General features: G+C 67.1%; 18 protein-coding genes. 8 read left to right on the top strand and 10 right to left on the bottom strand.

Translation table 11 applies throughout. The annotated features are described in order from the left end of the window. Positions 1-293 precede the first annotated feature (293 nt). Positions 294-692, top strand: coding sequence for a flagellar export protein FliJ (locus tag CCR94_RS01610; RefSeq protein ID WP_104506147.1), 399 nt, complete (start codon positions 294-296; stop codon positions 690-692). Positions 693-916: 224 nt separating this feature from the next. Further along, the gene (locus tag CCR94_RS01605) at positions 917-1,924 is read left to right on the top strand and encodes a lysylphosphatidylglycerol synthase transmembrane domain-containing protein (protein ID WP_104506146.1); all 1,008 of its coding nucleotides are present in this window, start codon (positions 917-919) and stop codon (positions 1,922-1,924) included. Here CCR94_RS01605 and CCR94_RS01600 read toward each other — a convergent pair. Continuing rightward, complete coding sequence (locus CCR94_RS01600) at positions 1,918-2,190, bottom strand: hypothetical protein (RefSeq protein WP_104506135.1); 273 nt, start codon at positions 2,188-2,190, stop codon at positions 1,918-1,920. The genes CCR94_RS01605 and CCR94_RS01600 overlap by 7 nt on opposite strands. A gap of 210 nt (positions 2,191-2,400) precedes the next feature. On the opposite strand from CCR94_RS01600, the gene pta reads away from it, so the two are divergent. Then, the gene (gene pta / locus CCR94_RS01595) at positions 2,401-4,536 is read left to right on the top strand and encodes a phosphate acetyltransferase (protein WP_104506134.1); all 2,136 of its coding nucleotides are present in this window, start codon (positions 2,401-2,403) and stop codon (positions 4,534-4,536) included. On the opposite strand, the gene CCR94_RS01590 is transcribed toward pta, so the two are convergent. The 6 genes from CCR94_RS01590 to CCR94_RS24335 all read right to left on the bottom strand — a co-directional run bounded on the left by CCR94_RS01590 (position 4,524) and on the right by CCR94_RS24335 (position 12,396). Then, on the bottom strand, positions 4,524-5,552 hold the full coding sequence (locus CCR94_RS01590) for a histone deacetylase family protein (protein ID WP_104506133.1): 1,029 nt from the start codon (positions 5,550-5,552) through the stop codon (positions 4,524-4,526). The two genes, pta and CCR94_RS01590, sit on opposite strands and share 13 nt — an antisense overlap. 61 nt (positions 5,553-5,613) lie before the next feature. Further along, positions 5,614-7,269 (bottom strand): IclR family transcriptional regulator domain-containing protein, encoded by a 1,656-nt coding sequence (locus tag CCR94_RS01585; protein ID WP_158254569.1) that lies wholly within the window; start codon positions 7,267-7,269, stop codon positions 5,614-5,616. Positions 7,270-7,356: 87 nt separating this feature from the next. Beyond that, positions 7,357-8,430, bottom strand: a complete 1,074-nt coding sequence (locus CCR94_RS01580) for an AbrB family transcriptional regulator (protein ID WP_104506131.1) — start codon at positions 8,428-8,430, stop codon at positions 7,357-7,359. Positions 8,431-9,101: 671 nt separating this feature from the next. After that, a complete protein-coding gene (locus tag CCR94_RS01575; RefSeq protein ID WP_104506130.1) occupies positions 9,102-10,397 on the bottom strand; it encodes a glycerate kinase type-2 family protein in 1,296 nt (431 codons plus the stop codon). A gap of 93 nt (positions 10,398-10,490) precedes the next feature. After that, positions 10,491-11,765 (bottom strand): Hsp70 family protein, encoded by a 1,275-nt coding sequence (locus CCR94_RS01570; protein ID WP_104506129.1) that lies wholly within the window; start codon positions 11,763-11,765, stop codon positions 10,491-10,493. A 448-nt stretch (positions 11,766-12,213) separates the two neighbouring features. Next, positions 12,214-12,396 carry a hypothetical protein gene (locus CCR94_RS24335; RefSeq protein ID WP_146089801.1) on the bottom strand — a complete coding sequence of 61 codons (183 nt, stop codon included), beginning with the start codon at positions 12,394-12,396 and terminating at the stop codon, positions 12,214-12,216. Between CCR94_RS24335 and CCR94_RS01565 the strand changes: the two genes are divergently transcribed. From CCR94_RS01565 to CCR94_RS01555, 3 genes are all read left to right on the top strand, one after another. Next, positions 12,395-13,951: a hypothetical protein gene (locus CCR94_RS01565; RefSeq protein ID WP_104506128.1), complete on the top strand. Its 1,557-nt coding sequence runs from the start codon at positions 12,395-12,397 to the stop codon at positions 13,949-13,951. The two genes, CCR94_RS24335 and CCR94_RS01565, sit on opposite strands and share 2 nt — an antisense overlap. A gap of 110 nt (positions 13,952-14,061) precedes the next feature. Continuing rightward, a complete protein-coding gene (locus CCR94_RS01560) occupies positions 14,062-16,314 on the top strand; it encodes a type I secretion system permease/ATPase (protein WP_275112798.1) in 2,253 nt (750 codons plus the stop codon). After that, positions 16,311-17,726, top strand: a complete 1,416-nt coding sequence (locus tag CCR94_RS01555) for an HlyD family type I secretion periplasmic adaptor subunit (RefSeq protein ID WP_104506126.1) — start codon at positions 16,311-16,313, stop codon at positions 17,724-17,726. Before CCR94_RS01560 ends, CCR94_RS01555 begins: the two co-directional genes overlap by 4 nt. 7 nt (positions 17,727-17,733) lie before the next feature. Here the strand turns inward: CCR94_RS01555 and CCR94_RS01550 are convergent, their stop codons facing one another. Genes CCR94_RS01550 through CCR94_RS01540 form a run of 3 tightly spaced genes read right to left on the bottom strand, consistent with a single transcriptional unit; the run spans position 17,734 to position 19,633 of the window. Beyond that, positions 17,734-18,564, bottom strand: coding sequence for an energy transducer TonB (locus CCR94_RS01550; protein WP_104506125.1), 831 nt, complete (start codon positions 18,562-18,564; stop codon positions 17,734-17,736). Further along, positions 18,561-19,019 (bottom strand): ExbD/TolR family protein, encoded by a 459-nt coding sequence (locus CCR94_RS01545; RefSeq protein ID WP_104506124.1) that lies wholly within the window; start codon positions 19,017-19,019, stop codon positions 18,561-18,563. The genes CCR94_RS01550 and CCR94_RS01545 overlap by 4 nt, the downstream gene beginning before the upstream one ends. An 11-nt stretch (positions 19,020-19,030) precedes the next feature. After that, a complete protein-coding gene (locus CCR94_RS01540) occupies positions 19,031-19,633 on the bottom strand; it encodes a MotA/TolQ/ExbB proton channel family protein (RefSeq protein ID WP_104506123.1) in 603 nt (200 codons plus the stop codon). A gap of 134 nt (positions 19,634-19,767) precedes the next feature. Here CCR94_RS01540 and CCR94_RS01535 point away from each other — a divergent pair, with 134 nt between their 5' ends. After that, a complete protein-coding gene (locus tag CCR94_RS01535) occupies positions 19,768-21,000 on the top strand; it encodes a DUF763 domain-containing protein (protein ID WP_104506122.1) in 1,233 nt (410 codons plus the stop codon). Further along, a complete protein-coding gene (locus tag CCR94_RS01530; RefSeq protein ID WP_158254568.1) occupies positions 20,984-21,673 on the top strand; it encodes a class I SAM-dependent methyltransferase in 690 nt (229 codons plus the stop codon). Before CCR94_RS01535 ends, CCR94_RS01530 begins: the two co-directional genes overlap by 17 nt. Positions 21,674-21,714 lie beyond the last annotated feature (41 nt).

Raw genomic sequence — 21,714 nt, 5'->3', positions numbered from 1 at the left:
CAAGCTGGCCTGGACGAGGGGGATCGCCTCAAGCCGGCTTTGCTCCGCCCTCTCGGCCCGGTTGAGCGGGACGGTCGAACGGCTATGAAGCGAGTGTTAAACATGGCGGTTAACGAAGGCTGAACGCGCCCGACGCAATTGCATGCGCCACCCCGCTTTTTTTCGAATTCGACGAAAAAATGTCGCGCGAGTAATAAAACGGCAACCTCCCTGCGCCAATGTTCGGCTGTCTCGCGGAACAAATCGAGTTTGTGGAACAGGCTTTGCAGCTTGGTGAGTTTGGAGTCTCTGGCATGAAGTCGCGGGATACGCTCGTTCGTCTAAAGAAGTTTCAGGTGGATGAAAAACGCCGCCGGGTCGCCCAGATCGAAATGATGATCGCGGAATTCGGCCGGATGGCCGGCGATCTCGACCGGGAAATCGCCGCCGAGGAGCAGCGCACCGGCGTCAAGGATCAGGCCCACTACGCCTATTCAACCTATGCCAGCGCCGCCCGCGCGCGCCGCGACAATCTCGCGCAGTCGGCCGACGAGCTGAAGCATCAGCTCGAAGAAGCCAAGACGGCGCTCGACATCGCCAGCGACGAACTGGCCAAGGCGCAGGTGCTGGAAAGCCGCGAAAAGGGGCCGGCGCTCGCCGATCTCGCGCGCGACGCGATGGATCTCACGACCTTGCGCGGCGCGCGCGCCTGAACGGATATCCGATGGCGGCGGGACTTGCCTCGCGCACTGCGGGACTTGCCTTGCGCCGCCGCCTGTAGCAAACAGGCAAACCCGCGCGCGGTCCCGGACGAGCCTGAATGCTTCAAGATACGCCATCTGACAGCCCGTGTTCGCGCGAGGGGCCGCCCGCCGGCGGTCCGACAGGTAGCGATTCCGCGCCGCGGGAGCCAGATCGCAGGTCCCGCATGGATTTCATCAAACGCAATCTCGATTACATCTGGCCGGCGGTCGGCTTTGGCGCGGTCGCGGTGTCTTTCTGGCTGCTCTATCGCGAATTCGCGGGACAGGCGATCGGCCCGCAGTTGATTGCGGCCTTCCGCGCCATCCCGCCCGGCCATTATGCGCTGGCGATCCTGTCCACCCTGCTGGCCTATGCGGCGCTCGCCGCCTATGACCGCATCGCCCTGATCCATCTGGGCGTGGCGAACATTTCCTGGCGCTTCGTCGCGGCCTGCTCCTTCACGACCTACGCGCTGTCGCACAATATCGGCGCGTCCGTGGTCTCGGGCGCGGCGGTGCGCTATCGCGGCTACAGTTCCAAGGGCATGAGCGCGGCGCAGATCGCCATTCTGGTGGCGGTGTGTTCCCTGACCTTCCTGCTCGGGGACGTGCTGCTCAGCGGCGTCGGCCTGCTGCTCGAGCCGCACGCGCTGGCGCGAATCGGCGGCCTGATGCCGGAGTTCCTGCGGCCGTGGCTGGCCAATCCGAACAATGCGCGCTGGATCGGCGCCGCCTTCGTCGGCGCCATCGTGCTTTATGTCGCCGGTTCGGCCCTGCACATGCCCTCGTTCACCATTCGCGGCACGCGCATCGCCTATCCGCGCCTTTCGGTGGTGCTGCGTCAAATGATCGCCGCGCCCGCCGAATTGATCGGCGCCGCCGGCATCATCTATTTCGCTCTGCCCGAAGCCGGCAACCCCGGCTTCATCGTGGTCATGCTGGTGTTCATCTTCTCGTTTTCGGCGGCGCTGGCCTCGAACGCGCCGGGCGGGCTCGGCGTGCTCGAACTGGTGTTTCTCAAGGCCATGCCCGGCGCGCCGCAGGAAGGCGTGCTGGCGGCGCTGCTGCTGTTTCGCCTGTTCTACCTGCTGATTCCGCTGGGCATCGCCATTTTCATCGTGCTCGGTTTCGAGAAGCGGCGGCTCAAGGAGGCGATCCAGCACCACCACCAACTGGCCGAAAACCGCCCCCCGCCTCAGTAGGGCGTTTTCGAGCGGAGTGGAGCGCGGCTGCCGCCGCGTCGCGCCAGGAGGGCGCCCAACCGAATGGCCGGGCGTTCGACCAGCACGAAGTTCGCGGCGGCGACCAGCGTCACGGCGACCGCCGCCCCCGGCAACAGCAGCGGCGTCAGCGACGCGGACAGCGGCTCCACCAGTGCGCAGCGTGAACGCAACAGGCCGCCGAAATCGTCGCCGCACGCCACGCCAGCGAAGAAGAAGGGCGAGTCCTCCAGACGGGGCAAGGCCAAGGCCGTCTGGCTTGCTAACCAAAAATCAACATCGTATCCGCATCGTCGGGGCGCTGGCGTCAAAAAGTCGTCTTCGGACGCGTGATATGCGTCCGAAGCGCCAGGCGATGCTCATCCGCGCGGGTCTCCAGGCGATCCGGGTGGAGCGATTCCGATTGCGCCTCCCATCAAATCCTGCGCAAGGATCGTTCGATCTTCAGGAAGTCCGCCATGAACGCGCCGTCGAAGTCCCGTTATCTCTATCTCGTTCCCGTCTCGCGCGAGGCGGGCCTGACGTCCATGGCGCTTGGACTCGTGCGGGCGTTGCAGCTTTCGGGCGTCCGGGTCGGCTTCGTCAAGCCGATCGCGCAGCCCGAGGCGGCGGGCGAATCGGACCTTGCGTGTCACTTCGCGCGCGCGCTGTGCGGCGTCGCCACGCCCGACCCCATTTCCTTCGATCATGCCGCCTATATGGTGCGATCCGGCCGCCTGGCCAGCTTGATGGAGGAAATCGTCGCGGGGATCGACGACCTCGGCCGCGATTGCGCCCTGACGATTGTCGAGGGGCTGATCCCCGACGCGGACATTCAGATTGCGATTCGGCTGAACATCGAGATCATCCGGTCGCTCGGCGCCGATCTCGTTCCGGTGCTCGCGGGCGGGTCCAGCACGCTTGAGGACCTCGCGAAGAAGACCGAGGCGGCGATCGAGCAATATGGCGACGACGGCCGGCGCTCCATCGCCGGCGTGCTGATCAATCATTGCCATACGGGCGCGGCGGCGCTTCAGGCGGCTGGCGGCTTCATGCGGTCGAGCGGGTGCGGCGCCGTTCCCATTCTCGCGGCCGTACCCGATCTGACGGAAATCTCCATGCCGCGCGTCATCGACATCGCGACGGGCCTTGGCCTTGAGATCGTCCAGCGCGGCGATATCGAAACCCTGCGGGTCAAGACGCATCTGATCGCGGCGCGCGCGCCGGAAAAACTGCTGTCCTATCTTCGGCCGGGAACGCTGGTGGTGACGCCGGCCGATCGCGCCGACGCCATACTCGCGGCGGCGCTGCTCGCCCAGCGCGGCATGCCGCTGGCCGGCTTCGTCCTGACCTGCGGCGGCAGGCCGGCGCCGGAGGTGTTGGACGTGATGGCCGGCCCGCCGCTGGACCGGCTGCCGATCCTCGGCACGGAAGAGGACACGTTCACCATCGCGTCGCGCCTGTCGCATCTGTCGAGCCACATCGCCGCCGACGACCCCCAGAGGATGGAGCGGGTGATCGCCGCCGTCGCCGAGGCGATCGATACCCAGCCGCTGCAAGCGCGCATCGCGGCGCCGGTCGATCTCTTGATGCCGCCGCCGGTGTTCCGGCATAGGCTGGTCGAGGCGGCGCGCGAAATCGACGCGCGCATCGTCCTGCCGGAGGGCGACGAGCCGCGCACGCTGAAAGCCGCCGTGATCTGCGCGGAAAGGAAAATCGCCCGCTGCGTCCTGCTGGGTTCGCCCGCCAAGATCCGCTCCGTCGCCGCGGCTCATGGATTGGACCTGCCGCCCGCGCTGGAAATCGTCGATCCCGACGCGGTGCTGCGCGATTACGTCGCGCCGATGGTCGAACTGCGCAAGAGCAAGGGCCTGACGCCGCTCCAGGCGGAAAAGGCGCTCGAGGACACGGTCGTGCTCGGCACGATGATGCTGGCGCGCGACGTTGTCGATGGCCTCGTGTCCGGCGCCGTCCACACCACCGCCAATACGGTGCGCCCGGCCATGCAACTGATCAAGACCGCGCCGGGATCGAGCCTGATTTCCAGCATTTTCTTCATGCTGATGCCGGATCAGGTGTTCGTCTACGGCGATTGCGCCATCAATCCGGCGCCCAACGCCGAGGAACTGGCCGAGATCGCCATCCAGTCGGCGGATTCGGCGACGGCTTTCGGCATCGATCCGCGCATCGCCATGATCTCCTATTCGACCGGCGTATCCGGCGCCGGCGAGAATGTCGAAAAGGTGCGCCGCGCCACCGGACTCGTGCGCGCGCGCCGGCCCGATCTGGTGATCGACGGCCCGATCCAGTACGACGCGGCCTCGGTCGAAAGCGTCGGCCTGCAAAAGGCCCCGTCCAGCCCGCTGCATGGCCACGCCAATGTGTTCATCTTCCCCGATCTCAACACCGGCAACACCACCTACAAGGCGGTGCAGCGCGCGGCGAATGTCGTCACCGTCGGCCCGATGCTTCAGGGCTTGCGTAAGCCGGTCAACGATCTGTCGCGCGGCGCGCTGGTCGATGACATCGTTTACACCATCGCCCTGACGGCGATTCAGGCGGGCGCCCGCAAGCGCGCCGCCGCCGCGCCGGAGGCGCGCGCTCAGGCCTGCTGAAAGCCGGTCAGCGCATTGACGACGTTGATCCCGATTTCGGCGACGGCATAGCCGCCTTCCAGCACGAACAGGGTGGGCAGCCGCAAGGCGCCGATCCGCTCGCCCATGCGGGTGAAATCCGCCGAACCCAGCGTGAAGAAGCTGATCGGGTCGCCCGCGAAGGCGTCAACGCCGAGCGACACGACCAGGGCGTCCGCGCCGAAATCCGCGATTCTTTTCAGCGCGTCGGACAGCGCGGCCTCGTAATCCGTCCAGCCCGCGCCGCGCGGCAAGGGATAATTGGCGTTGGCCCCTTCGCCGGCGCCCGCGCCGGTTTCATCGGCATAGCCCGAAAAGTAAGGAAAGGCCTGGCGGGGATCGCCGTGGAGCGAGGCGAACAGGACGTCGCCGCTGTGGTAAAAAATGTCCTGCGTGCCATTGCCGTGATGGAAATCCACATCCAGCACCGCGCAACGCGCCGCGCCGTGGTCGCGCAGGAAACGCGCGGCGATGGCGGCGTTGTTGAGGAAGCAATAGCCGCCGAACAGATCGCGGGCGGCGTGATGGCCCGGCGGCCGGCACAGAGCAAAGGCCGCGCGCCCGCCTTGGGCAAGCGCGTCGGCCCCGCTCAGGGCGACCTGCGCGGCGGCTTGCGCGGCCTCCCAGCTTCCCTCGGTGAAGGAGGTGTCGGCGGCGAGCGCGTAATAGCCGAGCTTGCCGCCGATCGCCTCCGGTCGGCGCGCGCGGTCGCGGTTTGTCGGCCACACCATCGGGATGGCTTCGCCTTCATGGCCGGCGGCGGTCCATTCGCGCCAGGCCGATTCGAGAAAGGCGACATAATCGGCGTCATGGACGCGCAGCGCCGGCGCCAGCCCGAACTCGCGTGGCGCGAAAATCTCGCCGAGCCTGGCTTGGCGCAGGCGATCCAGAATCAGGGTGGCGCGCGCCGGACATTCGTAAGGCGCGACCAGCCGCCCGTTGGAGAGTTCGGTTTTCGCGTCCCGGCGGATGTGGCGCTCGGAATAGAAGATGTGCATGGTCCCTCAATTCGCGGGCAAAAACCCGCCCCCGAGGCGAGCGCGCTGAACAGGGCGATCGTCAAGCCTCTTGCGCCTCGGGCGCTTTCTTGTCCCTCGCCCCGCCGAGGACGAGCAGGCGCCCGGACAGGGGCGCGTTTTCGAGAATGTCGCGCGACAGGCCGAGCCGCGCGGTGGTCACGAACAGGGTTTTGCCGTCGGCGCCGCCAAAGGTGAGGCCGGTCGGGCGCGGGACGGGCAGGGCCAGCACGCCGCTGATTTCGCCGACCTCGTCGAGCTGGGCGAGGCTCCAGCCGTCCCACAGCGCCACCCACGGCCGCCCGTCGGCGTCGAGCGCGATGCCGCGCGGCTCGCCCGATCCGCGCGCGATCCGCGCGAGAATATGCGGCGTGGCGCGCCCGGCGCAAAATTCGTGAATGAGTCCGCGCTGGCCGTCGGCGGCGAAAATCTTGTTCGAATCGGGAGCGATGACGAGGTCGTCGATGTCGCCGGTCACGGTCCAGACTTTGGCGAAACCCAGCGACGGCGACAGCACGCCGATCTCCGCCTTGTCGCCTGCGTTGACCGCGACCCAGAGCGTCCCGTCGGGCGCGGCGCGCATCACGCTGGGGGGCGGGCAATCCGCGCGGACGGGAACCGGCCCTTCGCAAGCGGAGCTGAGGCGAAACCAGCCCTCCTGACACGCGACGATCACCCCGCCCTCCGGGGCCGGGCCGAGCGCCTGGATCGGCGTCGGCAGGGTCGCGCGCAGGCGCGGCTGGCCGCCCTCGGCCAGGGCGTAAACGACGGGCGCGAGGCGGTCGGCCCAGTACAGGCATTTGTCCCGCGCCGACCAGAACGGATTGCCGCCGTGGAAGGAGGCTTCGCCGCTGCCGCTCCAGCCATTGGCGCGTTTCGGCTCGATCGCGGGCAGGCGGCGGACCAGCGCGGCGCCGATGCGGCGCGCGGCGTCGATCAGTTCGGGGCCAAGTTGTTCGATGCGCTCCAGCGTCATGCGATAGGACGGCCCGGCGACGCTGATCGCGGCGACGCAGCGCCCCTCGGCGTCGTAAACCGGCGCGCCGACGCAGCGCGCGTTGAGGACGATTTCCTGGTCGTCGACGGAAAAGCCGCGCTGGCGGATGATGTCGAGCTGACGCCGCAGCAGGTCGGGATGGGTGATGGTGTGCGGCGTACACGCCTCGAAGCGCAGGCCCTCGATCAGGCGATCCGCTTTGCGCTGCGGCAGGAAGGCGAGGATCGCCTTGCCCTGGCTGGTGCAATGCAGCGGTTTCGACACGCCGAGCGGCGTCATCGAACTGTTGGCGTGCGCGCCGACGTATTTCGCCATCGACACCACGCCGTGGCCCGAAAGCACGGCGAGATAGGCGGTTTCCCCGGTCATGTCGCGCAGGTGGCGCAGCTCCATCGACGCGGTGGTGACGAGATCGGGATAGGCCCAGACGTTTTGCGCGAGATCGAGGAAATGGTAGCCGAGCGCCAGACCGTGACCGTCGACGTCGGAGCGCAGCAGCCCGCGCGCGGTCAGCGCCGAGACGATGCGATAGAGGGTGGATTTCGCCAGGCCGGTGGCCTCCACGAGGTCCTGGACGCCGACCGGCCCGGCGGAGCCGCCGACCAGATCGAGAATGTCGCAGGCCTTGGTGATCAGCGCCGTGCCATGCGCGCTGGCCTTGTCGTCGCGCCTTGCGGCGGCCTCCGCTGCTGTCATCGCCATTCTCGTGGCCATCCTCGTGGGTTCATCTCACCATATGAGATGATCCCGGTGGTGTCTCGCGTTTTTCCCCAATTCGCCGAACAGGCTTCAGGGCGGCGCGGGCGGGCCGGATCGCGTGGCGACGAAACGCGCCATCGCCGGCCCCGCCAGCAGCACCGCGAACAGGCGCAGCGTCTGCATGGTGACGACGAACGACCGGTCGACCGGGCTGGTTGCGGCGATGATCGAGATCGAATCCGCGCCGCCGGGGCTGGTCGCGAGATAGGCCGTCAACGGGTCCAGCCCGCAGAAGACGACCAGCGCCTGTCCCAGCCCGGCGCAAAGCCCGATCAGCGCAAGCGTCGCGACCATGATCGCCGGCAGGCGCCGCAGCGCATAAAGCAGCAGGGCGCGGGTAAAACGCAGGCCGATGCGCGCGCCGATCAAGGCATAGGCGCAGGCGAACAGCCAGGGCGGCAGGTCGATGGTCGCGCCAAAACCCTGCTTGGCGAAAACCGCCGCGACCAGCGCCAGCACGATGGGACCGCCGGAAAACCAACGCATCCGCGCGAAACCCACGGCGAACAGGACGATGGCGAGGGCGGGCAGGCACGCCCAGACATCCGGCGCGGCCGGCGCGGCGGTCTCCGCCGCTTGCGTCCCGATTGCGCGAAAATGCGCAAAGGCGGCCGAGGAGAGGGTGATGATCAGCACCCGCGTATATTGCATGAAGGCGACGAGTTGCGCGTCGGCGCCGTGATGGTCGGCCAGCACGGTCATCACCGTCGCGCCGCCGGGGCTGAGGCCCCACACGACGGTGGAGCTGGGCAACAGGCGCAGCCGCATCAGGACAAAACCCAGCAGGCTGCTCGCCGCGAGCACGAAGGCCACGCCGACGCCGAACAGGGGCCAGCGCTCCAGCAAGGCGTGCAGGAAATCGGCGGGCATGAAGCCGACGATCAGGCAGCCGACCACGGCCTCCGCGACAGCCGAGAGCGGCTCGGCGATCTCAAGCGTTTCCCCGCGCGTCGCCACGACAATCGCGGCGATCATCGGCCCGATCATGAAGGCGGCGGGGATGCCGAAATGGCGCAGCAGCGCGGTCAGCGCGGCGGCAAGGCCGACGAGCGCGGCCCATCCGAACAGTTTTGGCTGTGGCGGGAACAAGAAACTAGCCCTCATGCTGAGACGCGAGCGGAGGTCGCCTCTCGAAGCACGAAGGCGGTCTGCGGGTTTGTCCGCGTTCTCAGTCAAATCGATCCTGATCGATTCGAAGTTTTTCGGCGCTGCGTCAAGCAGTTTCACGTCACCGGCCAGGGCAATCGGGTGAACGAGTAGAGCGGCAGCCGAGCTGGGACTCCCTTCTCCCCTTGCGGGAGAAGGGAGTCCCGAAGGGGCATAGGCGCTAGGTTAAGCTTGGCGCCTGCCGAGAATTTCGTGGGTTGATCCCCTCGTGCTTCGAGACGGCGAGCTTCGCTCGCCTCCTCAGCATGAGGGGCTCAATGGAATCAATCCAGTAGCCCTCATGCTGAGGAGGCTCCGAAGGAGCCGTCTCGAAGCACGAGGGCGGTCCACGGCTTTTGCCGCAGCCTGCCAGCGCTTAACCGAGCGCATATGCCCCGAAGGGGTCGGATGAGGGGTTCAACCGCAAGGACAAAGGCGTTTTTCTCCGGCAGGCGCCCCCCTCATCCGGCGCTTCGCGCCACCTTCTCCCGCAAGGGGAGAAGGGAACACGACCGCGCGCGCCTCTTCTGTATTCTTGAAGTCACGGACCCCGGATCGAACCGGGTCGGCGCATTGCGCGAACCCATCTTGATGATCGGCGCGGCGGCGAGTCCTTGGGCTGGCGTCGCTCAGTGTTTTGGTCGCGGCGCGGTCTCGGCCGGGGCGCCAATGAGAATCGCGCGGAAATCGTTGACATTGGTCAGCGTCGGTCCGGTGACGACGGAATCGCCGAGCGCGGAGAAAAAGCCGTGGCCGTCATTGTCGTCCAGCGCGTCCCTGGGGCGAACGCCCGCCTTCCAGGCGCGGGAAATCGTGTCGGGCGTGAGGATCGCGCCGGCGATTTCCTCCACCCCGTCGACGCCATCGGTGTCGCCGGCGAGCGCCCAGACATGATCGAGGCCGTTCAGCGCGATGCCGAGCGCCAACAGGAATTCGACATTGCGTCCGCCGCGTCCCCCGCCGCGCACGGCGACGGTGGTCTCGCCGCCGGACAGCAGCAGGCAGGGCGGCTCAAAAGGCTGTCCGCGCAGCGCGATCTGGCGCGCGACGCCCGCCATGACGGCGCCGACCTCGCGCGCCTCGCCTTCAAGGGAATCCCCGAGAATGTGAACGGGCAGGCCGGCGGCGCGGCCAACCTCGGCGGCGGCCTCCAGCGCCATTTGCGGCGTCGCGATCAGGTGGGTTTCGATGTTTTGCAGGCGGGGATCGTCCGGCTTGACCGATTCGCCGCGCCCGCTTTCGAGCAGGTCGCGCACAGCCGGCGACATCTCGACGCCGTAGCGGTTCAAAATATCCAGCGCGTCGGCGCAGGTGGTGGCGTCGGGAACGGTCGGTCCCGAGGCGATGTCGGACAAAACATCGCCGGGAACGTCGGAAATCAGCAGCGACACCACCTTGGCCGGATGCGCCAGCGCGGCGAGCCGGCCGCCCTTGACGCCGGACAGATGGCGGCGCACGCAATTGATCTCGGAAATGCTGGCGCCGCACGCCAGCAGCGCGCGGCTGACCGCCTGCTTGTCTTCCAGCGTCAGGCCCGGCGCGGGCAGAGCCATCAGCGCGGAGCCGCCGCCGGAGATCAGGCACAGCACGGTGTCGTCGGGGCCGGCGGCGGCGGCGATTTCGGCGATGCGGCGCGCGGCGTCGAGACCGGCCCGATCCGGCGCGGGATGCGCGGCCTCGACGATGTCAATCCGCGCGCAGGGCACGCCATAGCCATGGCGCGTCACCACCAGGCCCGACAATTCGCCCGGCCAGTTGGCTTCGACCGCGCGCGCCATCGCCGCCGAGGCCTTGCCGGCGCCGAGCACGATGAGCCGTCCCTTCGGCGGCGCGGGCAGGTGAGGGGGGACGCAGCGCGCGGGCTGCGCGGCTTCAATCGCCGCGTCGAACATGCGTTTGAGGAGGGCGCGTGGCTCGAAGGTCATGGGTTCACCCCTTGTCGGGCTTTCCGCCCGACTCCGCAGTTTGCCACGAACGCGGGCGCTTGACATGGCGCCGGCCGAAGCCGCCGCGCCGTTTCAGTCCGACTGGCGCGCGCGGTCGGCGGCGACCAGGGCGAGGCCGCAGGCGACCGACGCGAAAGCGTCGCCAAACCTGAGTTTGTCCGCGCCGAACCGGCTTGCGAACAGATTTCGCACGGCGGGAACGAAGGACGTGCCGCCCGTCAGGAAAACCGCGTCAATGTCGTCGGGAACGGCGCCCGCGCGTTCCAGCGCCAGATCGACCGTCGCCTCCATGCTCGCCACGTCCTCGGCGATCCAGCGCTCGAAATCCGCGCGCGCGACCTCCGTTTCGATGCACAGTCCACCGGCGGCGAACCGGAACGGCGCGTGGTCGCTGGCCGAGAGTTGCGCCTTCAGTTTGGAAACCGCGACATAGAGTTCGTAACCGAGATCGTGATCGACGATCTCGATGAGATGCTCAATCTCTTCCGGCTTCTCGGCGTCCTTGGCGAGGCGGCGCAATTGCGCCATGGTGTCGGCGCTCTTGAGCAGGGACAGTTTGTGCCATTGCGCGAAGGCGGCATAATAGCGCGCCGGCATGGGCAACTGTTTCTCGAAGGACCGATAGACCGAGTTCCGCCCGAGTCGCGGCGAAACCAGATTGTCGATGAGGCGGAAGTCGAACGTGTCGCCGGCGACGCCGACGCCGGCATGGGACAGGGCGTTGGCCTCCAGCCGGCCGCCGGCGGGATTGAAGCGCATCACCGAGAAATCGCTGGTGCCGCCGCCGAAATCCGCGACGAGAACCGTTTCCGGGCGGGTCAGCGTGCGGCCATAAGTATAAGCGGCGCCGAACGGTTCATAGGCGAAATCCACCGTCTCGACGCCGGCGTTGCGATAGGCGGCCGTCATGCGCTCCAGCGCGAGCGTCTCGTTGGCGCGCTCGCCGGCGAACACCACCGGTCGCCCGGAGACGATGGGCAGGCGCGACAGCTCGGCCGGCAGGATGTCGGCGAGGAAGACGCCGATGAGATCCTCGATCAGGAATTTCTTGCCGAACAGCCGCGTGTCCTGGAACGCCGGACTGGAGACATAGGTTTTCAGCGATTGCAGGAAGCGATGCTCGCCGTCGATGTCCAGCGCGCGATCCAGCGCCGCCGGTCCCGAAACATGCCGCACCTTGGCGTGGGGCGGGCGGCCCTCGCGAAAGAACAGCAGAGCGGAGCGATAGGCGTCCACCGGCCCGGCGGGCGTGTCGAAGCGCCGCGCGACGACGGCGCCGGAGGCGTCCGCTATGGCGACGACGCTGTTGGTCGTCCCGAAATCGACGCCGATGGCGATCGGGTTCATCAATCCGAAATCCTTGTGTTCGCCGCCCCGCGCACCCTCCCGTCCCCGCGCGACGCCTGTTCGGGCGGACGTTCGGGAACGCGCCAACGCCTTGAAAGAGGAGGAATCGATGTGGCGGGGGAAGCAGTCCGAGCCTCACCTATCGTGGCAAACGGTCGATCCGTCAATTGAAAGGGCCGCCCGGCGCGTTTCGGCGGATTGACGAGGAACGGCGCAGCCATGATCTTGTCCCGGCCGGAGAGACCGGCAGGCGACCGCGCGTTTTTTTTGGCCCAGGCGAATGGGTCGGCAGGGGCAGGCAACGAAAGGCGAACCCTGCGACAGACCCAAAAGTTTTTGGAAATTAATTTGCCTTGAAGCGCATCGCGGTCCTATTGCATGGCGACGCCCGATGATGCGTTTGCGGGCGATTGTTTATTTATATTGCTGATTTCAATAGAAATAAGCTTTAAGGGGTCTTCGGGTTCAATATGTTCTGTCCATCTCCTTGGAAATCTTGCGGGATCGCATCAACTTTGTCTGGATTGGGTTGACGCAGCGCGATACCAACGTTAGGGTTCATCGACCCTGCGCTCGCGCAGCCGGGAATCGCGGTTGGACCAAAACTCAATTCATTCTTGAGGATCGCCATGGTTGCGAAGCTACTCGACGGCAAAACCTCCACCGACACCATTACGGTGAAGAGCGGAACGTTCTGGGGCACGGCCTACGACGAGGTAGACACCCATTTCACCCCCGCAGGCTTCAACGACGTCACCAGCTATTTGCTGAACGGCGCCGTCGTGGCGAAGCAGGTCAACAATCCGTCTGGCGGCTTTACCGTGACGACCTATGCCTCGGGCGTGTGGTCGCTGGTGTTCACCCAGAACGCCGACGGCTCCTATGACGGCCGGCACAATACGGCGGGAACCTTCTGGGGCGTGTCCTACGCCAGCTATGACCGTGCGGTGAGCTCCAGCGGCAAGGTTCTCGGCGATACCTATTACGACGCCAACGGCGCTGTCGTCGGGACGAAGACTTTTGCGGCCGGCGGCGCCTATACCGTGGATCTCTATGACTCGCTGGGCCGGCCCACGCTTGTCTATGTGGAGAACGCCAACGGCTCGCATTCTGAGCAGCACTGGCTGCCCGGAACCTTCTGGGGCATCGGCTACGCCAGCGTCACCTGGAAAGACACGGCGACGAACTTCAACTACGAGAATGATTATTTCGACACGTCGGGCCATGAAGTCGCTTCGGACGTCCTCAAGACCGATGGCAGCTTTGTCGTCACGACCTACGATTCCAACAACAAGCCGACGCTGATCTTCACCCAGAACGCCGACGGCTCCTACGACGGCGAACATTTCACCAGCGGAACCATCAATGGCGTGACCTATGCCGCCTTTGACCGCGCCTTTGACAGCAAAGGCGTATTTTTCGCGGAAAGCTGGTACGGCGCCGACAACAATCTCCTGTTGAAGGAGACCTTCTCGCCCACCGGCAAGATCACCAGCATCGACACCTACGCCAATGGCGGCCACGACCTGTGGAGCGCGACCGGCGGAACTTTCTGGGGTCTGTCCTATTCGTCCAGGGACACGTTCTACGACTCCAAGGGCTTCAATTACGACATCAAGTTCCTCGACGCTTCCGGCAAACTGCTCGCCGACAAGACCAATTTCTCCGACGGCGGCTGGGAGGTGCAGCTCTACCCCAGCGCGGTCTCGTCGCCGACCTCGACCTTCATCCAGAACGCCGGAGTGGGCGCCGGCTACGAAACCATCAAGCCGATCACCAACAGCCAGATCGCCGATCAACAGACGGCGTTCTACAGCGGGACCGGGACGCTGGAGACTCTGGTCTCGACCAAGAACGGCGTCGCCGCGCGCGTGGACAATTACGACTCCACCGGCAAGCAGGTGTCCTCGCAACTCCTGTCCGCGAACGATCCTTCGGCCCCGCTCGGCAAGACCAACCAGATCGACTTCTTCGCGCTCGACAAGGCCAGCACCACGCTGGCGTTCAAGGAGGACGCCTCCAACAGCTTCGCCACCTTGACGCTCAAGCAGGGTGACGAGAGCTTGAGCCTCGTCCTGCTCGGCCAGTATTCCGCTGGTCAGTTCGGGCTGGCCGCCGACGGCCACGGTGGTTCGCTGCTGACCTACACGGCCCAGACCAACCCCACGCTTGCGGCCAGCCACTGACCACGGACTCGGACATTCCTGAACGCCAGCCCGGTCTCTTCCGGGCTGGCGTCTTTTTCAAGGCCTGGGCCACCCACGTCTTGCGCGCCCTGATGGCGTGGCGCGCGCGCGTGACCGGCGAAGACGATGCGACCCCGCCGCCCGAGCCAGAGCCGTCCGAAACCGGATCGACCGAACGCGGCGCGCCCGACAGCGGCGCCTTCGCGCTCAGCATCGTGCTGCGCATGATGGGCCTTCCCGCCGACGCCGAGCGCATCCGTCATCAATCCGGCAAGTCGGGCCACCTCACCACCGAGGATTTGCTGCGGGCCTTGCGCGCCTTCGAGGTGAAGGGGAAGCTCGTCCGGCTTCCTTTCGAGCGCCTGATCAAGGCGCCGCTGCCGGCGATGGTGGCCGCCCGCGAAGGCGGCTGGATCGTGGTGGGCCGTATCGCCGACGAGCAGGTGATCGTCCTCAAGCAGTTGGAGATCAAGCCGTCGCTGCTTTCGCGCGCCGAGTTTGAAGATATCTGGGATGGCCGCGTCCTTCTCGTGACCCGGCGCGCCGGCCTGCGCAATCTGGCGACGCGCTTCGGCCTGTCCTGGTTCATCGCCGCCATCACCAAATATCGCAAGCCGCTGCTGGAAGTGCTGGCGGCCTCGTTCTTCCTCCAGATTTTCGGCCTGTTGACGCCCTTGTTCTTCCAGGTGGTGGTCGACAAGGTGCTGGTGCATCGCGGCCTGTCCACGCTGGAGGTGCTGGCTGCGGGGCTCGCGCTGCTGTCCGTGTTCGAAGTCACGCTGGGCGGGCTGCGGACCTGGCTGTTCGCCCATACCGCCAACCGAATCGATGTCGAACTCGGCTCGCGCCTGTTTCGCCATCTGCTGGCCCTGCCCATGGCCTATTTCGGCGCGCGCCGCGTCGGCGACACGGTGGCGCGGGTGCGCGAACTCGAAACCATCCGGCAATTCCTGACCTCATCGGCCTTGACGCTGGTGCTGGACCTGTTTTTCGCCTTCGTCTTCATCGGCGTGCTCGTCGCCTATTCGCCGTCGCTGACGCTGGTCGTGGTCGGCGCCGTTCCGATCTACGTACTGATCTCCGTGCTGGCGACCCCGCTGTTCCGCCGCCGCATCGAGGAGAAATTCGCCCGCGGCGCCGAGAATCAGGCGCTGCTGGTGGAATGCGTGTCCGGGGTCGAGACCGTCAAGAGCATGGCGCTGGAGCCGGTGCTGCAACAGCGCTGGGAGGAGCAACTCGCGGCCTATGTCACCGCCTCGTTCAAGGTGGTGAGCCTCGGGACCTGGGCGCAGCAAGCCGTGCAGGCGGTCAACAAGATCGTCACCGTCGCGATCCTGTTCCTGGGCGCGCGCCAGGTCATCGCCGGCGAACTCACGGTCGGCGAACTGGTGGCGTTCAACATGCTGGCGGGGCAGGTGACGCAGCCGGTGCTGCGGCTGTCGCAACTCTGGCAGGATTTCCAGCAGGCCCGCGTCTCCGTCGAACGGCTCGGCGACATTCTCAACACGGCGGCCGAACCGTCCTCGAACGGGCAGGCCAATCTCCCGCCCATTCGCGGCGCCATCCAGATCCGCCATGTCACCTTCCGCTATCGCCTCAACACGCCCGCCGTGCTCAGCGACATCAGCCTCGACATCGCCGCGGGCGAGGTGATCGGCATTGTCGGCGCCTCCGGCTCCGGCAAGAGCAGCCTGGTCAAGCTGGTCCAGCGCCTGTTCGTGGCCGAGGCCGGGCAGGTTCTGGTCGATGGCGTCGATCTCGCCCAGGCCGATCCCGCCTGGCTGCGGCGCCAACTCGGCGTCGTGCTGCAAGACAATGTGCTGTTCAACCGTTCGGTGCGTGAAAACATCGCCATCGCCAATCAGGCCATGACCATGGATGAGATCATCGCCGCCGCGCGTCAGGCCGGGGCGCATGAATTCATCCTCGGCCTGCCGGAAGGCTATGACACCGTGGTGGGCGAACGCGGCGCGACGCTGTCCGGCGGCCAGCGCCAGCGCATCGCCATCGCCCGGGCGCTCGCCAACCAGCCGCGCATCCTGATCTTCGACGAGGCGACCTCGGCGCTCGATTACGAGAGCGAAGCGGCGATCCAGGCGAACATGGCGGACATCTGCCACGGCCGCACCGTCCTGATCGTCGCCCATCGCCTGTCCACCGTGCGCGCCGCGCATCGCATCGTGGTGATGGAGGAGGGCCGCGTCGTGGAGGAGGGAACCCACGCGCAACTGGTGGCGCGCGGCGGGCGCTACGCCCAGCTCTGGCGCATTCAGAACGAGGGTCCGCGCAAGCTGGCGCCAAGTGGTCAGGTTTCTGGCGCCCCGGTCTCTGGCGGTCCGGTTCTGGCGGGAATCGTGAAATGACAGGGGGCCGAATCTCGCCTCTGCATCGCGCGTCGGCGCCTGTCGAACGGGCCTTTCTGCCGGCCGCGCTCGAAATCGTCGAGACGCCGCCCTCGCCGACGGCGCGCTACACCGGCTGGGCCATCTGCCTTTTCCTGGTCACCGCCCTGGCCTGGTCCTGGTTCGGCCATGTGGACATGATCGCCGCCGCGTCGGGCAAGGCCGCGCCCGCCGGCCGCACCAAGCAGATCCAGGCGTTCGAGACCGGCGTGGTGCGCAAGATCCTGGTCGAGGATGGCGATCGCGTGACGGCCGGACAGCCGCTCATCCTGCTCGACCAGACCCTGGCCGGGGCGGACCGCGATCGGTTCGCCGATCAGTTCATGCGCGCGCGGCTCGATGTGGCCCGGCTGACCGCGCTGCTCGCGGAAGCGGAGGGACGGCCGCTCAAGGAGGCTTTCGCCGGCATCGAGGCGCCCGAGGACTCGCTGCGCGAAGCGCGCGGCCGCTTCGCCGCCGACCGCGCCAACCGTCAGGCGCGGCTGGCGGGCGCCGACCGCGACATCGCCGCCAAGCGCTCGGAACGCGCCGGTCTCGACGCCCAGCTCGCCAAGGTTGACGCCTCCTTGCCGATGACGGCGGAGCGCGTCAGGATTCGCAAATACACTTTCGAGAAGGGCATCGGCTCCAAGCTCGACTATCTCAACGCGGCGCAGCAGCAATCCGAACTTGAGAACGACCGCAAGGTGACGGCGGAAAAGGCGGTGGCGACGGAGGCGGCGCTCCAGGCGGCCATCGCCGACCGCGCCAGAATCTCGGCCGAAACCGAGCGCGACTGGCGCTCCGAATTGCAGAAGGCCCTGCGCGACCGGGCCGAGGCGCAGAGCGAACTCGCCAAGGCGGAACGGCGCACCGGCCTGACCTCGGTGACGGCGCCGATCGATGGCGTGGCGCAGGATCTCGCCGTGCATACCGAGGGCGGCGTGGTGCAGGCCGGGCAGCAATTGCTGCGCGTGGCGCCCACCGATGGCGCCCTGGTGATCGAGGCCGTGGTCGAGAACAAGGACGCCGGCTTCGTCCGCGTCGGCCAGGAAGCCGAAATCAAGGTCGAGGCCTTTCCCTTCACCCGCTACGGCTTCCTGCATGGCAAGGTGGCCTCGATCGCGCGCGACGCCACGCCCGATCCCGAGGAACAGCAGGCGCGCGGCGCGACGCTCGATCACGGCCCTAACGAATTGCGCCGCTCGCAGGGCCTGGTCTATGTCGCGCGCATCACCGTGGACGATGCGACGCTCGACGTGGACGGGGTCTCAACCCGTCTGGAGCCGGGCATGGCGATCACGGCGGAAATCAAGACCGGACGCCGCCGCGTGCTGGATTACCTGCTCTCGCCCATCGCCCAGCGCACGCACGAGGCGTTGCGGGAACGCTGAAACTCTTTCAGTTCAGGTTGAACCTGATGCTGGTCGCGGTGGAAAACCGGCCGCCCGGCGGGGGCGGGGCGTGGAGCGCGCTCATGATCGCGCGCGCCGCGCCGTCGAGCGAGGCGTCGCCGGAGGAGCGGGTGATCGATCCGCTGACCACGCGCCCCGACGGGCCGATGGTGAAGGCCACGCCCACCGCGCCGGTGACGCCGGCCGCCCGCGCCGCGGCGGGAAAGAATTTGCGGCGATTCAACTCGGCCAGGACGAGGCCGGCATAGGACGCGACCGACATGCCGCTGGCGCGCGCCGCGCCATGCGCCGCGCCGCGATGGGCTTCCTGGCGCGCCTCCCGCGCCTCGCGGCGCTCCTGAGCGTCTTCCCGCGCCTCGCGCCGCCTTGCCTCCGCTTCGTGCTTGCGCTGCTCAATCCGCCGCAATTCGGCTGGACTCGGCTCGTCGTCCGGCTCCACCTCGGGTTTTGGCTTGACGACCGGCTTGGGCTTGGCGACCGGCAGGGGCGGGGCCTCCGGCGCGATTGTTTCCGGAGGCGGCGCGGTCAAATCTGCCGCTGGCGGCGGCGCGGAAGCCTCGGCCGGCGGCGGCGCTTCGGCGGGCTTGATCTCGTCCTGCGGCCTCTGGTCCTCGCTCGCGTCGCCGAGCGCAACCAGACCGACTTCCATCGATTCGAGCGGCGGCGTCGCGTCGAGGTCCGGTTTCACCACGACAAAAACGGCGGCGTGGGCCGCCAGGATCAGCGCCAGCGCCGCCGGGCGCAGCCAGGGCGGTCGCAGCGAAGCCGGTCGCCGGGCGGGCGCGGCTTCCGTCAAGGGCGAGACGGCGTCGCTCATGGCCGCAACGGCTCGGCCGCCGCCGGCGCCGCCGTCTTGTGGCTGTCGGTGACGATGGCGAGACGGGTGAGGCCATTGCCGGCGAGTTCGTCCATCAGCGCCACGATCTGGCCGAAGGCGGCGTCCTTGTCGCCGCGCAGGTGGATGGTGCGATTGAGATCGTCGCCGACCTTCAGTTTGATCCGCGCCACCAGATCGGCGCGGTCAATCTGCTCGGCGCCCAGCGACACCTTGCCGTCGCGGTCGATGGCGACCACGATCGGCTCCTTCGGGTCGAGCGGTTTGGCCGCTTTCGCCTGCGGCAAGTCCACCTTGACGCCGGTGGCGAGCAGCGGCGCCGTCACCATGAAGATGATCAGCAGCACCAGCATGACATCGACCAGCGGCGTCACGTTGATGTCGGCCTGGGGCCGGAAAAAGCCCAGTTTTCCGTTCTGTTGAGGGGCGCCAGCCATTTGCCTCTCCCTCAACCGGGATCGCGACAAAAATCCGCCGCGCGGTCGGCGGCGCGATGGATCATGCGCTGCCCGAGCCGCGAAAAAGCCGCGCCCAGCCTGTTATAGGCGATCGAGGCGGGGATGGCGGCGGCCAGTCCATAAGCCGTGGCGGCGAGCGCCTCGGCAATGCCCGGCGCGACCACCGCGAGCGAGGTGTCGCGCGCCGCCGCTATGCCGACGAAACTCGCCATAATGCCCCAGACCGTGCCGAACAGGCCGATGAACGGCGCCACCGAGGAAATCACCGCGAGATTGGCGAGGCCGCCCTCGGCCTTCATCAAAATCTCGACATGGCCGCGCGTCAGCTTTTCGGCGACGCGGGCGCGCCGCTCGGAAACGGTTTCGCCGGCGAGGCGGATTTTCGATTCGTTGTAGCCGTCGACGTCGGAAGCGGCCAGCAGCGGCGATTGCGGCGCGCGCAACGCCCCCGACAGCCGCGTGAGGCCGAACAGCGATTCGACGATCAGCAGCCAGCACCAGATCGAGGCGAGGCCGAGCACGACCATCACGATCTTGCCGACGAGACCCGCCTGCAAAAACAGGGCGAGCGGAGATAAGGAGAGGGCGTCCATGCTGATTCCTTGGGTGACGGTCGGCTTGTCGCACGTTTCCGTCGCGTTTACGACAGACTAGCGGTGGTGGTCGATCCGCGCCACACTCGGCTTCGGGAAAATTTCCCGGTGGGTTTTTCGAAACAGGAGGACGCATGGCGCGGCGCGCGGGCGGGGCGGATTTGCCGCTGCATGGCGGAAGGGTTCCGGCCTGGCTCGGCCAACGCATGACGCGGCTCGGGGCGGTGATCGCGCAGGCTATCGTGCATCATTACGGCCGCGACGAGTTTTTGCGGCGACTCGCCCATCCGTTCTGGTTCCAGTCGTTCGGCGCCGTGATGGGCATGGACTGGCATTCCTCGGGAATCACCACCAGCGTGATCGGCGCCCTGAAGCGCGGCCTTGAACCCTTGTCGGGCGAGCTTGGCCTGCACGTCTGCGGCGGACGCGGCAAACATTCGCGCCAGACGCCGATCGAGTTGCGCGACATTGGCGCCCGCGTCGGCTTCGACGGCGCCGCCCTGGCGCAAGCGAGCCGCATGGTGGCCAAGGTGGACAGCGCCGCCGTGCAGGACGGGTTCGATCTCTATCTGCACGGTTTCATTGTCGCCGATGACGGCAAATGGGTGGTGGTGCAGCAGGGCATGAACGGCGAAACGCGCTATGCCCGGCGCTATCACTGGCTCTCCGAAGGTCTGGAGGATTTCGTCGATGCGCCGCACGCGGCCATCGAGGGCGAGACGCAAGGCGAGATCGTCAACCTCACCGACCGCCGCGCGCGAAAATCGCGGGCGCTTCAGCTCGACCTGTTGCGCGATCTCGGCCCCGGCGGCGTGGCGCGCGAGTTTTTCGCGCTCGAACAGCGGCCCGAGCCGGCGCAAATGACGCTGCCGCATCTGATGCTGCCGGCGCATCACGAGGTGAGGTCTGATAATGTGGTGTTGCGCCGCCTGCATGGCGCGCTGGCGGCGGCGGCCGACAGCGGCCCGAAGGATTTTTCCGACTTGCTGATGGTTCCCGGCGTCGGCGCCCGCACCGTGCGCGCCCTGGCTTTGGTGGCGGAAGTGGTGCATGGCGCGCCCTGCCGCTTCTCCGATCCGGCGCGGTTTTCGCTCGCGCATGGCGGCAAGGACCGCCATCCCTTCCCGGTGGCGACGGCGGTTTACGACCAGACCATCGGCGTGCTCAAGAGCGCGGTGGCGAAGGCCAAGCTCGGCAATGACGATCGGCTGGAAGCCCTGCGGCGGCTGGATGCGCAGGCGCGGCGGCTGGAGCGGGCGGGCGGCGAGTCGTTTGATTCGATCGTCGGCGAGGAGCGGCGGCGCTCGGCGGATTATGGCGGACGCAGCGTATTCGGATGGGAGCAAGCGCATGTCGATGGAAAATAAGGCGGTATGGGCGGCCGGCATCGACGACGAACTGGCGTTCTGGACGCATTGGATCGCGACGCGCGGCGGGCAATGGCCCGATGATTTCGCCATGCGCTGCGACCCGGCCGCGCCGTTGCAGGACGAGATCGCGCGCTATCTGCCGCACCCCGCGCCGTCGCCGCTGTCCCTGCTCGATGTCGGCGCGGGGCCGATGACCTATGTCGGCAAGGTTTTTGGCGCCACCGCCATCGACCTGACCGCCGTGGACGCGCTCGGCGACGCTTACGCACGGCTCGATTTCCCGCCCGGCCTGCCGCTGGTGCGGACCAAAACCTGCGACAGCGAGGCGCTGTCGCGCCTGTTTCCGTCAAACCGTTTCGACGTGGTGTTCTCGCGCAACGCGCTCGATCACGGCTACGATCCGATGCAGGCCATTCTCGAAATGATCGCGGTCGCCAAACCGGGAGGGCTGGTCATCACGCTCAACTGGTGCAACGAAGCCATGCGCGAAAACTGGCGCGGGTTCCACCAGTGGAATTTTTGCGTCGAGCAAGGCCGGTTCATCATCGCCGACCGGACGCGGCGCTTCCTGGTGAACGAGGCGGTGCAAGATCTGGTCGATATCGCGCATCTCAGCGCCGAGGACTCCGGCGTGGTCCATTGCGTGATGCGGAAGCGAACGCCTCGATAAAACGGCTCCGGCGCAACCGGCTTTGGCGCGCGGCGGCGGAT

This window comes from Rhodoblastus sphagnicola, from assembly GCF_002937075.1.
Classification (GTDB): Bacteria; Pseudomonadota; Alphaproteobacteria; order Rhizobiales; family Beijerinckiaceae; genus Rhodoblastus; species Rhodoblastus sphagnicola.
The sequence above is the reverse complement of the archived record's forward strand: the minus strand, read 5'-3'. Positions and strand labels throughout refer to the sequence as shown.